The organism is Thermogutta hypogea, assembly GCF_055386265.1.
In genome coordinates this window covers 1265335-1279547 of sequence record NZ_AP042425.1, presented here as the reverse complement: position 1 = coordinate 1279547, position 14213 = coordinate 1265335, and the positions used below count along the sequence as shown (strand labels likewise).

8 protein-coding genes are annotated in these 14213 nt (G+C 61.0%); 3 read left to right on the top strand and 5 right to left on the bottom strand.

The genetic code is table 11. From position 1 onward, the window contains the following. Window positions 1-470: 470 nt before the first annotated feature. Window positions 471-3068 carry a peroxiredoxin family protein gene (locus ACZ5B4_RS04490; protein ID WP_464913235.1) on the top strand — a complete coding sequence of 866 codons (2598 nt, stop codon included), beginning with the start codon at window positions 471-473 and terminating at the stop codon, window positions 3066-3068. A gap of 150 nt (window positions 3069-3218) precedes the next feature. Here the strand turns inward: ACZ5B4_RS04490 and ACZ5B4_RS04485 are convergent, their stop codons facing one another. From ACZ5B4_RS04485 to ACZ5B4_RS04475, 3 genes are all read right to left on the bottom strand, one after another. Then, complete coding sequence (locus ACZ5B4_RS04485) at window positions 3219-3926, bottom strand: lysophospholipid acyltransferase family protein (RefSeq protein WP_464913234.1); 708 nt, start codon at window positions 3924-3926, stop codon at window positions 3219-3221. 137 nt (window positions 3927-4063) lie between these two features. Next, a complete protein-coding gene (gene cmk / locus ACZ5B4_RS04480) occupies window positions 4064-4795 on the bottom strand; it encodes a (d)CMP kinase (RefSeq protein WP_464913233.1) in 732 nt (243 codons plus the stop codon). Window positions 4796-4863: 68 nt separating this feature from the next. Next, window positions 4864-7764, bottom strand: coding sequence for a glycoside hydrolase family 38 N-terminal domain-containing protein (locus tag ACZ5B4_RS04475; protein ID WP_464913232.1), 2901 nt, complete (start codon window positions 7762-7764; stop codon window positions 4864-4866). A 541-nt stretch (window positions 7765-8305) separates the two neighbouring features. Here ACZ5B4_RS04475 and ACZ5B4_RS04470 point away from each other — a divergent pair. Continuing rightward, entirely contained in the window at window positions 8306-9625 is a 1320-nt protein-coding gene (locus tag ACZ5B4_RS04470; RefSeq protein WP_464913231.1) for a hypothetical protein, read from the top strand. 52 nt (window positions 9626-9677) lie between these two features. Here ACZ5B4_RS04470 and ACZ5B4_RS04465 read toward each other — a convergent pair whose 3' ends face one another. Further along, window positions 9678-11045 (bottom strand): glycoside hydrolase family 172 protein, encoded by a 1368-nt coding sequence (locus ACZ5B4_RS04465; RefSeq protein ID WP_464913230.1) that lies wholly within the window; start codon window positions 11043-11045, stop codon window positions 9678-9680. Between the two features lie 448 nt (window positions 11046-11493). After that, window positions 11494-13095 carry a glycosyl hydrolase family 28-related protein gene (locus ACZ5B4_RS04460; RefSeq protein WP_464913229.1) on the bottom strand — a complete coding sequence of 534 codons (1602 nt, stop codon included), beginning with the start codon at window positions 13093-13095 and terminating at the stop codon, window positions 11494-11496. 296 nt (window positions 13096-13391) lie between these two features. Here ACZ5B4_RS04460 and ACZ5B4_RS04455 point away from each other — a divergent pair, with 296 nt between their 5' ends. Next, window positions 13392-14204 carry a nucleotidyltransferase family protein gene (locus tag ACZ5B4_RS04455; RefSeq protein ID WP_464913228.1) on the top strand — a complete coding sequence of 271 codons (813 nt, stop codon included), beginning with the start codon at window positions 13392-13394 and terminating at the stop codon, window positions 14202-14204. The last annotated feature ends 9 nt before the right edge of the window (window positions 14205-14213 follow it).

Sequence of the window (14213 nt, the reverse complement as noted above, 5' to 3'; positions counted from 1 at the left end):
CGCCGGCTTTCCGTGCGACGAGCGTCATGGCTCCGCGACCCAATCCTCGCGATTGCTGCTTCACGCCCGCCGTGGGGGAGGTCGCGGACAGCGCTGACCTCAACGAGAGCCGCAATCCTCGCCGACCGCCCGGGATTGTAATCGCTCCTCTTTTCCCAAGGCAACCATTCCTGTCAACAACGAGGGGCAAGTCAGCGGAAATCCTACCCCCCCGCCACACTTCGCAATTCGCCTTTCTTCGGTGCTCCGCTTGGCAAGCTGAGCTTTACCGTTCACCACAAATTGCAAATAATGCGTTTTGTGCGACTTCGGGAGGGCCACGTTGGCATCTCAGCTTATTCGCGGAACTTTTGCCGTGTGGCTTGTGCCGCCGAAAAGCGAACCGCAAGTGTCCAACGACGTCGCGCTGTGACTTCCCCATGGAGGATGGCCGAGCGGTATTGTTATTGCTCCCTGCAAGGACAAGGCTCATGGATTCATTGAAGAGGATGCAAGGACTGGGATCGCTTTTGGCGGGGGCCGCGCTTGTGGTCCTGGCAACCGTTCCTTGCGGTTGCGCCAAGTCGCAAAAACCGGAGGCCGCCAAGGAGGATGCCTCTTTAACGAAACAGAGTTCCGATACCACGGCGGACGGAAGTGCGTCCGGGGCAACAACGCAATCGCCACCAAAAAGCGAGGAATCCGGAACGGCTGATGCGGCCGAAAGCTCGCCGCCGGTCAGCACGCAGTCTCCCGAGGAAATCCTCCAATCGATGATCGATGCCTACCGCAAGGCGGAAAGCTACGCCGATAACGGCAAGATCATCATCCGTGGTATGTTCAACGACCAGCCCGTCCAAAGCCAGATGGAATACGTGACGGCCTGGGAACGCCCCAATAAGCTCCGCTTGATCTGTTACGAAGGCTCCCTTGTTTCCGACGGCGCGCAAGTGTTGGCGGCGGTGCGGACTTTGCCCAATCAAGTTTTGCGGCTGCCCGCTCCGCCGGAGTGGACGCTGACAGAACTGATGCGGGATACCGTCCTGGCCAACGGACTGATGCAAGGGCCGACGCAAGGTTTCTCTTTGATTCCCCCACCGCTCGTGCTACTGCTTGCGCAGGACCCCTTGAAGACGCTGTTGTACCAAGCCGGGCCGCCGGAATTGCTGCCCCCCGGCACGTTGGGCAGCTTCACCTGCGACCGCATTCGCGTAACGCGACCGGATGGGAATGCCGTTTTTTGGATCGATCGCCAGGAGCATTTGCTCATGCGTTTGGAATACCCCGTCGAGCAGATTCGACGGGCGATGGGTGCCGGGCAGATGCGAGATTTCGTGATTTACGCGGAATTCGTGGGTGCCGGCCTGAACGTCACCATTGATCCGGCGGCCTTCAAATTCGAGGTGCCCGCCGAAGCCAAGATCGTCGATGAATTGCGTCCCCACGGTTACCAATACCTGGGAAAACAGCCGGAACCCTTCGAGTTTGTTGATGCGCAGGGCGGACCGCTTGATTTGCAGCGTCTGGCGGGCAAACCCGCCGTGTTGGAGTTTTGGGCCCGGAACGACCCGTACTCGCAATATCCGCTGAAGCAGATTCAAACGCTCGTTCCCGAATACGGCGATCGCGTGCAGTTCTGGGCGGTCAGTGTGGATCACGTGACGGAGGGGCTGGACAGTCGCGCGGTTTCCAACCAGGAATTGCAAGACCTGTTGAAGAGCTGGCAGGTCGATATCCCGCTTGCCCGCGATCCCAAGAACGACGCCGAGCGATGTTTCTCGGCGGTGTTTCGTCCGCAAGGCGGAACGGTTCCCGCCATGGCGGTTTTGGGGCCCGATGGAACCGTGCAAACCTATCACCTGGGTTCGGTTCAAGACTTGGCCGAGCGCCTCGGCGCCACGCTGGACAAGATTCTCTCCGGCGTCGACCTGGCCCAGGAAGAAAAGAACAGCTTCCAGAAGATGAAAGATGAGTTGGGGCGATTGATCCGGGAAGCGGAAAGCAACGGGTTATACACATTTCCGGTGGAGGAGATCGTCGGCAAGGCATCGGTGCAGGCGGCTCCCGTCTCGCAACCGGAACGGCATCGACTGACGCCGGTCTTCCGGTGTGAGAGCCTCAAGTCGCCCGGCAACTTGCTGGTTTTCGATTCGACCGGCGACGGCTCAAGCACGGCGGATTCCCGGGTCTTGGTAGTGGAAGACGCCAACACCGCGACCGAAATCGGCTGGGACGGCCAAATCGTCGCACGCTATGTTTTGAAGCCGACCCCGCCGGACGTCGCGGACTTTCTGCGGACCGCCAAGGATGAGGCGGGCAAAAGGCTTTTCGCGTCGTGGGGCATGGGCGGGCGACAACTACTCGTGTTCGACGAAAACTTTCAACCGGTGCTGCGTTTTCCGCCGGATGACGCTCCATCGCACCAAGGCCTTGCCGATGTGCGGCTTCTCGACCTGGACGGCGACGGCAAGTCCGACTTGGCCGTCAGTTACCTGGGCATCGGCGGTGTGCACGGCATTTCGCTCGGGGGTGAACGGCTCTGGGGAAACCGAACCGTGTCCGTCGCCTTTCGCATGAGCGAAGTGCTTGGGGAAGACGGCCGCAAGACGATCCTCGTCACGAACACCAGCAACGGCAGCGCCGTGGAATTGAGCCTGGAAGGCGAACGGCTGCGAGAGGTGGTCGTCCCCGGTCGAACCATTACTTGGTTGGCGGCCGCCGACCTGGACGGCGACGGCCGATCCGAACTCTGCGGCTTGGACGTCACCGATTATGGTCAAATCGAAGCCTTCGGTTTCGATATGGAAGGTCGAGAACTGTGGAAATACCGTTTGCCGCGAGGCATGGCCGAGTTCCCTGTGGAACAGATCACCTGGGGACCGCTCGAGAGCGAGAATCAGCAGCAGTGGGTTCTCGCCGCCGCGGACGGTTCGGTGCATGTCCTGGATAAGACCGGCACGCTCGTTGATCGTTTCAACTCAGGCGCGCTGTTGACCGGGCTGGCCGTCGGGCGCAAAGACGGAAAGCCGATCATCCTCGTGGCACATCCGACGGCCGTTGAGGCGTGGTCCTGGGAGGCCGCTCCATAGGTCGAAGCTTGCATTCCGCCGCGGACACCGGTCGGCGTTGAGGATTGCGAAAAGCGGCCGTGTCGCCCGTGCGTGCGAACTCGGACTTGCCTCGCCCCGCATATTTTTCGTGCGGAAGGCGACGGCCGGGCCGGCCACGCCGGCACGGGCTTACTTCGGCGGAATCTCACTCCCAAGCCGTAACAGATTGAGGCATTCTTTCACCCGGGCCTCGGTTTCCGCAACCAGGCGATCCTCCGACCAGTCGCGGTAGTCATCCGGCGTCAAGGGCGACCCGAAGTGAACCCGAACCCGTCCGGGTCGAGGGAATCGGCGACGGCGCGGCCACGCCCGGAAAGCGCCTTCGATCGCGGCTGGTACGATCACGGCCTGCGACCGCCGGGCCAGTGCGGTAAAGCCGCGTTCAAACGGCTGCAATTCGCCATGCGGAGTTCGCGTTCCTTCTGGAAAGATCAGGAGCGCGTCCCCACACTTCAGACGGCGAAGGCTTTCCTTCAGCCCCGGCAAGGGGTTACCGTCCAAATCCAACGGGATCGCGCCGTAGGATCGAATCAAGCCCGAAAAAAAGCGGGAGCGAAACAGGCTTTGCCGGGCCAAGTAACTGATGGTTCGCGGCACGCCGGCCCCGATCAGCGGCGGGTCCAAATGGCTTTGGTGATTCGAGACGATGAGCACGGGACCTGTTCGCGGAATCCCCTCACTGCCCGAGTACCGGATGCGGAAAAACAGCGCGGCCGCCGCTCGCACCACGAACCTACTGAACTCGTACCAGCAGCGGTTCACGTACTTCGGGGGCGTGCGGTTCTTTGGCCTCTCGCCTTGCTGGGCCGCATCACGGCTTGCCGACGCTCGCGACATTTGCGTCACTCTGCTCCCTATGAAACCTAACTTGCCGGACTTTGCCTCAGGCCGCCGGGAGGTGCGGCCTTGAAAGCGAGAGCCCTCGCAAGGGCGGCGCTTCAATCGGCTTGCCGCGCGTTCCCCGCGACCGGCCGTCAATTGCTCCGGGCTTGCGACAACCCCGCCTGTCTTTCACGCACAACGGCCTCCAACTTGGCGACCACCTCGTCCACCGTCAGTCCGTCCGTGCTGATTACGACGGCGTCGGGCGGGCATCGCAAGGCCCCCACGGGGCGAGACGCATCCGCACGATCTCGCTCCAGGATGGCCTGCAAGACTTCGTTCCATGTCATCGCTTTGCCCTGTGCCGCGTAGTCGGCCACACGGCGCTTGGCCCGCTCGTGAGGGTCCGCCGATAGGAAAAACTTGCACTCGGCGTGAGGAAACACGAGCGAGCCTTGGTCGCGTCCCTCCGTGACCAAATTGCACGTGCTACCGATTTCCCGCTGCAATTCAGCCATCTTCTCCCGAAGTTTCGGACTGTCCGCGACGAACCGCGTCACTTCCGTCACGTCCGGTGAACGGATGGCGTCGGTCACATCTTCACCGTCGAGAAAGAGACGCTCGCCTTGCCACTCCAGCCGAATGCGGTCGGCTAAGGATTCGAGTTGGGCGGGGTCCTTCCAGTCGATGCCCTCCCGTATGGCGGCCAGGGCGGCCGCCCGATACATCGCGCCCGTATCGAGATAGCGGAATCCCAACCGCGCGGCGAGCAATCGTGCCGCGGTGCTTTTTCCGGCCGCGGCGGGACCGTCAATCGTGATAATCATGGCATCGATGGCACCATCGTTTCCCAGTTCCCGCTGCGATTCGGCCGTCACTCGCATAGCACCAAGAATGTCGCAAGACGGGACAAGCGATCTCCCGGTTTCCACCACGCGAAACTTCGTCGCCCTCAAGCATCTCGAAAGCGGACCTCGATCGAACATCGCTGGAAGCGAGCGAAATGGACCGTTACGGCGTCCTCGGCGGCCGCCAGCGGCTCGATTTCGCGCTGCCACAAATCCAGCCGATAGGCGGAACGCACATGACGACAGAATCGAATCACGGCATCTCCCGCCCTGCCTTCGGTCTCCCAAAGTTCCAAACGAAGCCCGGTAAGCCGATCCCCTTCCATGAGCGGCGACATTCCCGTTACGAGGACGTTACGAACATCTACATGGATCATCCACGCGCAAGCCGGGTTCGGCAAGGTCGAAACGATCGGCACGGCCGCCGGCGGCTCGATTAGCTGCAACGCCGCGTGTAACGGGTAGCGCAGGTCCAAGCCGATTCCCACTTCGAATTCCCGGGCCGTTTCTCCCTTGACGATCAGCAGGGTGTCCAATCGTCGCAAACCGATGCGGCGGTGAAACGGCAATCCCGGAGTAAGAAACGTCAAGGCGTGCTTTTGCGTCATCAGATGAACGTACCAGGGGCTTTCCAAGAGGGAAGCTTCGGTCTTGACGCGGCACCACCCGGACGATCCGTGGACTTCCGCCGTCTCATCGTTCCAGGCAAAACGACATGCATAATAGTCGGCCCAGGGGGAGCCGTCGGGCAAACGCTCGGGTTGCAAATGAATTTTGATTCTGGCGATCGGGATCCGCTGCACGACGATGACACGCTGCTCGAAGCGCGCAACCAGATCACCCGCGCGGTCGACCAAACGTCCCCGCGAGACGATTTCGGCCGTCGGCGGCCCGGGAAAAACGACTTCGACGGACTCGGCAATCATCCGGCTGTAAAAGCGTTCCGGATCATCCAGCTCGCCGCCGTCGGGATCCGATGGGATCGGCAATCGCAGGGCCAGCTTCTGGCCGAGAAGGTTCCTTCCTACCGGGGCCGCTGCAAAGGCCGCAATGCCGCCCGACGTCTCGTCCACTTTCAACCGATAGAACTCATTCTGAACGGCCAAGCCCTCCACTCGAAGGGGAGGCTCGTCCCTCGCTCGCCGCGAGAACAGGCCTCGCCTCTTTTCGACCTCGGCCTGTTGCGGCTCATCGTTCCGCGGTACCGCCCAATAACTGAAGGGCGGCACTTCGACGACCACGGGATCATTCCCTTTTTCTCCGGTCGCCACGACGGGCCTTTCGGTCTTCGGCGGAAACTCCGTCCCAGGGAGAAAGGCCGGCCCTCGCTGCGAAAAGGGATGCGGATTCAAAAACATGTGGCCGGTTCCCCGAGTATCCGTCGCGGCCGCAGATTGGAAGAGATTCTCCGCAAAAAGGCTGATCGCGTCGGCCAGTATGCGGTCGCATTCCGCAACTCGGGCGGCCATAACCTGATGGTCGCTCGTTGTTTCGGCTTCGTACGTAGCCTCCTCCAAGAGGCGCATCGCCGCGGAACGAATTTCGCTAGCTTTTTGGTCCCAACGGCCGGTGACCAGGGCCCGCATGATAAGCACGTTGACGGCGGAATCCGCTTTGACGACAAGACGCAATAGCTGCGTCCACCGACTGATCGCATCGGGAAGACCGTCCGCGACCCATTGTTTCAAATACGGCGAACTATAGCGTTCGGCCGGGTGTTGCGTTCGGGCGCCCACGTATTGCGTATCGCGAAAATACTCGGGCAGAAGCCGGAAAGCCCCTAAAACGGGAGAGTAGCCTGCCGTGATACGCAGCAATCGATACCACGGACTCACCGCATCGGGCCAATGAGCAAAAACGGCCGTGGCGGCATGGTCCAGGTCCAGAATTCGCCCCACGGTGTCCGCCAATTTCAAAAATGTGCCGGCGCGAGATGCGTCGAGTGGGATGCGGCCAAGTGCGTCGACCGTTTGACCGTCTTCGCCCTCCCAACGGAATTTGCTCTGGTTGCCTACGGGAAAGCCGCCGTCGTCGAGAGCAAAATGGAGGGCGCCGGTAAAGCCCCCCGATGCCAGAATGCCGGGAAGATGAGGGGACAACCCGTATCGACGCCGGCCGAACACCACCGGAGTCGTTTGCAGGTGCGATTCGTACTCTTCGCGACCTCGTTGGAAATTCCTTACCCAAAGAGATTGCGGCAGCAATGTCGAGGGGCCTTCGTGATACTCGCCCCCAACAATCGTCGCGCGATTTTCCGCGAGGGCCTTCTTTAGTTCAGATAGCGTGTCCGGGTGGTTTTTCGCAAGCTTTGCCACCAAGCTACCGGTGATTTCCAGATTGATGCGGCCGCCCTCCCGCAGTTCGCGCAACAGTCCCGCCCCCAACGTGGTGTCGGCCGTCAACGTCAAGTCGATCAGGTGATTCTGAACCGGATAAAAGTATTCGCGGGATTCGCTCAAGAGGTCGAAAGCTCGCTGCAAATGCGATTTCACCTTATCGGGGTCTCCGGAACATGCCGCCTCCGCCGCCTTCAACGCCGACTCGCGGAAGCGAATCTCGTCCAGATTGCTCATATAGCGCAACTGCCGGGTCATCAGCTCGGCTTGGAGGTGGGCGAAACCCAGGGCGAAAAACTGAGCCACGATGGACTCGTCGAGCTGCGGCCACGGCTCAGCCCACGCCGTTTCCAATTGTCGCCTTAGCTCGGCTTGATCTTTGAAATTCCGGAGCAAGATCACTCTCTCGGGGTTGAGATTCTCAATCCAGCTCGGCGGAAGGCAGGTCTCCGATACGGCAGGAAGGGTGATCAGGGCGTTGTCCGGATCACTCGGCGGGTCGTATGCCCGCTCCCAGCGAGGCAAGAATCGCACCGCATGGAGGAGTACGGGGTGATACAGCGTCGTCCACGCGGAGAGCAATTGCTCCGCGTCTTCATCGCCGCGATCGAGTTGGAAATCCTCCAAGCTGTAACAGGGAAGTAACACGATGAGTTGTTGAATTGTCATGAATGGGGGCTTTTTCGCAAAGAGGTCAATGTCACTTGCGGTGGACGATGTGATTCGGGGCGACTTCCCGGGCGACCGTGCCTGGCTCCCACAATGCGGGCGTTGGGATTCGGACGGTTGCCATGCGGAAGCCGAAGGGCAATGGCAGGCCGACTTGACGGAAGACGTTCTCGCCGGTCCAGGTCGGACGAATTGCTCCGCGGAAAGCGGCCCAGTTCTCCGTGCCCGCTTCGCGCCGTTCGACACCGCCCTCAGGCACGTCTTCACTATAGCCCATTTTGTCCCGAGAGCGGCAGTTCTACGGAGCGTCGGCCCCGCTGGGAGTCCTTCTCGGCGCGTCCATCCCCGGATCAGGCCTGTCGATTACCGCGCGTCGGTGCAGCCGAAGGAGCGGCCGAAGCAAGCACGCCATTCTCACCGCCACGCGGCCGCATCCGCCGGTAGTCTCGGCTGATAACCTCGGCAAGCCGTTTTACAATGATTCGTAGGATATGTAGGGCGGCAGCTTGGGGCAAGGGCTTCACTACGGAGGGACGATCCGGTGGAATGGTATTGCCGTTTAGTCTCGACCGGCCGAGCCATTGGTCCGATATCGGGCAGGGACCTAAAGAATCTGGTGGAGCAGGGGCACGTCGGCCCCCATGACATGGTGGCCCAGTCAGCGGAGGGCCCATGGTATCCCGCCTCTCACGTTCGCGGTTTGTTTGCAGCTCCCCAGCCGCTCAGTGCTTCGCCGACCGGTATGCAGAACGCGGGACCGGCCGTTCCGCCCGCCCCCAGCGTCGAGCGTTCGCCTTCGGTCGCTTCTCCGCCGGCCCATGCGGCTCCCGTTCCGCTTCCCGTTCCTTTGGGCGTCGAGACGGAAAACGATCCCCATCAGTCCACCGTTTCGGCCGACATTCGCCGCAAAAAACTATTGCAGAAGCGAAGTCGCCGAAAGCTCATTCGGGCGTTGGTGGGGGGCTTCCTCCTCGCCAATGCAGTGCTTTTGGCGGTGGTGTTGCGGCCCCGAGGCGGTGCCTCGCCTCAGCCGGCCGATGGGCCTCGGCGTACGATGGGCGATCGAGCGTCGGAGCAACTGAAACCGCTGGACACGAGTGACCTGGATAGCCTTCTGCCCCGGTCCGGCACGAGCCCCGCGGAGCGGTCCGGCCGGCATGCCGACCTCGCGGCCACGGCGGCCGCATTCGGCGAATCGTTGCGAAAACATGCCGATCAGATCGGGAATGTCCGAATCGTGATCGAGAAGGTCGAGCAAGGGTATCCTGAGTTGCGGCAAGGCGGCGCCCGAGCGTGGCCGCCCTCGCCCGTGCTCGTCGTCACCTTGGCAATCAGCAATGTCGGCGAAACATCGGCCGTCAACTATCGGGGTTGGAAGGGTGGGCCGGAGACGGCCTACTTTTCCGTGTCGCCGACCGGGCCGCCGGTCGCACAGTTGCGCGTCTTTCCGGCGACCGTGGAGGTCGTGGGTAGCGTGGGGCCCTCGCGGTTGGCCCCGGGGGATACCTTGCGAGACGTTTTGGTGTTCACCCCGCCAAAAGAACAGGCCGAAACCCTCTACTGCACGCTTTTGGGCGATCCCGTCGGAGTACAAGGAAAGCAGTTCCAGTTCATCATTCCGACGCAAGATATCGTGGAGATGCCCATCCCGTCCGAGCTGGCTAAGCGATTGGGAAGAACCGCGATGCCGAACGATCGTGGAGCCGTGAGCGGCGACGTCGGCGGTATCGGCCCGGCTCTGCCGGATGGCGAATCGTCATCGCCTTCCCCGCCGAAGGACGAAGACAAACCCTTCGGCAATGAGCCGATTCCCATCCCGGGCGTGAAAGCGGATACGGTCGAAGACGTCGACGGTTTATAGTGAACGACGGCACGCTTCCGAAGTGCAAACTCCTGCGGTCTGAGTTCCGGCGTTATTGCCTCGGTGTCAGATCCTGAGGGGCGGTGCGTAACTTCTGCCATCGCTTGCGTAGTCTCACGGAATCGACTCCCAATTTGGTCCCCCGAGAGTCCTGGACCTTTCCCAGGCACTCGAAGCGAAGCGTGTGTTCGCCCGTCGCCAGTCTCCTTTGGCCTAGATTCAACTCCCGGACCTCCACTTCGGGGGAAAAGAAGTCCTGTCGCGCGCGGACTTCCTCGCCATCCAATAGGATGCGATAGATTCCGAAATCGTAGGAGTAGGTTACACGCAGCGTGAGTTGGGTCAATTCTTCCTGCGCCACGTGGAAGGCGCACGAAAACCAGGCCCCCTGCCCCTGATGATTGTCGAAGAATAACTGCCCCTCCCCCGTCCAGAGATAGCCCTTTTGAACGTGGATCGCCCCACCCTCCATTTTCGCCGAGGCGGCCAGCTCTTTACCCTCGGTGATTTGGTCCAATTCCGGCAGCTTGCGCTCCTGAGCACTCGGAAGCCTCGCAAATCGCTTGGGTTGGCCTTGCTGATACCAAAATGCGACGGATGCGAAATCGTCGTTGCGCTCCACGAATCCCCGATGCACGTCGGGGGCCAATTCATCCTCGCTGATCCAACCGGCGTCCTCGATTTCCACGCGCAGGGAGCGTGAAAAGCGGACGGCGTCCGGGATGTGCCAGCGATAGACGGTCGTCCGGTATCCGACCATGCCCCATTCCCCTTCCAGAATGGAAACGCCGAAATAGGGATAGGTCCCCGTTCCCATTCCCCACGCATTCAAAGCGTAATCTTCCGTTCCCGTGCCTTGAATGCTGGGGTGTTTTTCGCCGTCGATGTAGAACTTCTCGTCTCCCTCCCCGAACCACTCCGGGCTGCGTGAGCGGACGCTCAAGACTGTGCCCACGTATTGCCCACGGCCTTCCGCATCGAGAATGAGGTAATCCCTCCCGGACGCGGTGGGAAACTCTTGGCGGTATTGAGCGCAGAAGTACAACGTGTCTTCCGGCAGGCTTTCGAAACGGGTGAAATCGATCTGGTAATAAAAGGCGTTCAATGGCTTGTCGCTCTCATTGGTGATTTGAATGCGAGCGGATCGGAAAAAGGCCATCGGCCACCAGCAGTTGTACGCGTCTCCGCCCTCCACGATGATCGGCGCAGAGTTGACGGCCGCTCTCTTGCCGAAGCCCGCCGCGAAGAAGTCGCCCACGGGTGCTTCCACCGCCGGTTCTGCGGCGCCGTCCCAAAACATTCGGAGGACCAATTCCGAGTGGTCGGCATTGCCGTCTTTCCCCAGCCAGCTTGGCTCGGGACCGGGAAACGTAAGCCAAATGTGCTGAATGACGGCCGGGCCGGAGATTTCGGCAAGCACCAGCGTCTCACCCGGCGCAATGAATCGATTGTCGAAATTACTCGAGCGCTGCGGGGCCGCCGACGAAATTCGGCCCGATCGCCCTGGAAGCGGCCGCAACAGCGACCAGAGAGGAAGCCCCGCCGCGAGATTCGGCGAGGACGCCGGCCCTGCGTTTAGCGCAGAAACCGCAGGCGAGTCCGATGGAAACGCGGCTTCCTCGGCGAAGGACACGGCGGCAAACGTAATCGCGATTGCCGTCACCGCAGGAATCAAGGCAGCGTTCCACCGAAGCCGCCGAACAGAGAACGGCCTCGATGCATCCGAACCTAGTTTTGGGACTCGCATGGGTAAAGCCTTGCGCATGAGCGGGAATACGTAGGACATCCAGCGACCGATGGGGCGTCCCGCAAACCGCAATGATGACCGGGAGGCTCTCCACGTGATCGCCGCACCAGCCCAAACCTCCTCACGATGCCGACCCTTGCGTGAGGCGTCGGGTCTTCATCGCTTCGTACAAATTCGCCGGCCGGAGTCGTTCCGGCTCCACCGCTTCCAGCCATCGAGCCTTCAAGTCACTCGGTTCCGGAAGTTGCGGCACCACTTTGGCCGGGTCGACGATGCGGACGCCGATGATATTGATCGCATCCATTTGCCAGTTCGGCCAGGGGGCGGCTCGCTCGGACCTGATGTTCCAAAACGTGGCTCCGGCGCCGCTGTGATTGCCGCGATTGCCGCCTCCACTCGAGGCGAAGAGCCGTCGGCCGCTTCCCGCGTCGATGTCCGTGAACAGGTTTTCGTAGGACGCCCAGCGATGATGATCCATACAGAGATCCACCGCTCTGCCTTGGGAAAACACGCAACCCACGGACGACTGCACGGTCAGATCGTGGATGAAACGCGTCTCGATGTCGAAGTCCTTGCACAGCAAATCGTTGCCTTGCAAAGAGATGCCATGATGTCCCGCGTAGCCTTGCGAGGAAAGACGCTCCGCATCCGCTTGCAATCGAATTCCTTCCACCGTGCAAAAGAAACCGAATACGTACGGCCCGCTATCGGCATTCCGAATCGTCAAGTTTTTCAACCAGCAATGAGCCGCGGATCGGGCGATCTCAATCGGATTGAAGCCGACCTCCAGAAAATGGCCCTGATAACGAGTCACGGGAAATTCGAAAGCGAGGTCTTCGATTCCGACATCCGTGACGGCGGGAACGAAGGGCGCAACGGTGGGCTGCCACTGAGCGCGGACATCGAAACGCAAGGGACGGTCCAGGACGAGCGCGTTATCCTCCACCTTTCTCACTCGAAACACCTGAACCACGCGCCAGTTGTTCAGCCCGGAAATGTCACCCGCTTGATCACGGTACAAGTATTTCACCAACGATTTTTGCTCGTCGTCTTGAAGCGTCAGAATGATCTCGTCACCCGGCTTGAATGCCACCGAGGCCGGTGTAAGTCGATAACTGCCGCGTACCTCTTCGGAAATCACGCGGACGCCTCGACCCGGACTCAAGGCCCCGCGACCGATGGAGATCAATCCTCCGGCCCAGGACCAATTGCTGGTCGATTGGCCGCCGTCGGTCCGCGAAGGTCGCGGCTCGATTTCGACGCCGGGCTTGCGGAATTCCAACACGGTCTTGTCGGGGCCGGCCCCACGCAAAACGGTCCCGGAGGCTTCGATCCGAAAGAGATCGTGGAGTGCGTATCGCCCCGCGGGAATGAGGATCAGCTTGCCTTTTCCCGCCTCCAAGGCACGGCGAAAACTCTCCGTATCGTCCGTAACGCCGTCGCCCGCCGCGCCGAAGTCTTTAACGGAAATGCTTTCCCTTGGAATGCGATAAGGTTCTTCGCCCCGTCGATACCCTGCGAAGGAGAAGTCGGGCAGGCGGCTTCGGGAAGACCACAACTCGCCGTCGACGCCCCACAATCGGGAAGGCACGGTTCCCTCTTCGGCAATGGCCGGGAGGCAAGTCGAACGACTCCCCGGCAAATTGACCAGAATCACCGCTGCTACCAAGATCGCAAGGTTACCAGGGTGAATCTCGGTACCCAAACGCTGCTGAATCGACATGATTCGCCTCCTCCTATGACGGTGGGCCGCTACTTCAAGGTCCTGATCCGAAAACGGTAGAGGACTCCCCCGGCGGCCTCCCACGCTGCCGCTCAAGGCTCTGCCATTGCGGTTGTGACACAAGTTTGATACGAAACAAGTTGTAATGCAACCTGGACGGGTTATTGGCACTGGAACTGGTGCTGGACGATTTGTGGTCCGGATCGCGGGAAGACGCTAACCCGGCCCGTTTCCGGAACGCTGCGGCCGTCCGGCCACGGTTTGACAGGCACCGCCGATTGGGGTTGTTTCGAACGATGACTGATAAAGCACTGATTCTGGCCCGCGGATTGGGCACTCGAATGAGAAAAGACGATCAGTCCGTAGCTCTCAGCGAAGCGGAAGCCCGCGCGGCGGCGACGGGCGTCAAGGCGATGATCCCCATCGACCGTCCGTTCTTGGATTACGTCCTGAGCGCCCTGGCGGACGCGGGCTACCGCAAAGTTTGCCTGGTGGTGGCTCCCGACCACGAGGTGATACGTCGCTACTACCGAGAGGAATCGCCGCCTCAAAGGCTGACGATCGACTTTGCCGTACAAGAGGTGCCGCGCGGAACCGCGGACGCCGTGGCCGCCGGCGAAGCGTTTGCCGACGGCGATGACATCCTGGTGGTGAACTCCGATAATTACTACCCCTTGGAGGCACTGCGGCAACTGCGGCAGGTTTCGGGATCGGCGGTGGCGCTCTTCGAACAGGAGGCCATGCTCCGCGAGAGCAACATCGCTCCGGAAAGGATCAAGGCATTCGCCGTCGGATTGGCGGACGAGGATGGCAACTTGGTGCGAATTCTGGAAAAGCCCGATGAGAAGACGCTGGCGTCGCTGCCGCGCCCCCTCTGGCTGAGCATGAATTGCTGGCGGTTCTCTCCAGCCATCTTCGAGGCCTGTCGCAGAATTTCCCCTTCACCTCGCGGCGAGTATGAAATTACCGACGCCGTACAGTACTGCATGGATCGACTCGGCGTCCGATTCCAGATCGTGCGCGTGTCTCGCCCGGTGCTGGACATGACGAGTCGAGCCGATATCCCCGCGATCAAGGAGCGGTTGAAAGGCGTCCAAGTGCGACCTTGACAACCGGCG

Excerpts from the sequence above, each read along its gene's own strand:
- ACZ5B4_RS04490 (WP_464913235.1), top strand. The coding sequence starts at position 471 with ATGGATTCATTGAAGAGGATGCAAGGACTGGGATCGCTTTTGGCGGGG.
- ACZ5B4_RS04485 (WP_464913234.1), bottom strand. The coding sequence starts at position 3,926 with ATGTCGCGAGCGTCGGCAAGCCGTGATGCGGCCCAGCAAGGCGAGAGG.
- cmk (WP_464913233.1), bottom strand. The coding sequence starts at position 4,795 with ATGCGAGTGACGGCCGAATCGCAGCGGGAACTGGGAAACGATGGTGCC.
- ACZ5B4_RS04475 (WP_464913232.1), bottom strand. The coding sequence starts at position 7,764 with ATGACAATTCAACAACTCATCGTGTTACTTCCCTGTTACAGCTTGGAG.
- ACZ5B4_RS04460 (WP_464913229.1), bottom strand. The coding sequence starts at position 13,095 with ATGTCGATTCAGCAGCGTTTGGGTACCGAGATTCACCCTGGTAACCTT.
- ACZ5B4_RS04455 (WP_464913228.1), top strand. The coding sequence starts at position 13,392 with ATGACTGATAAAGCACTGATTCTGGCCCGCGGATTGGGCACTCGAATG.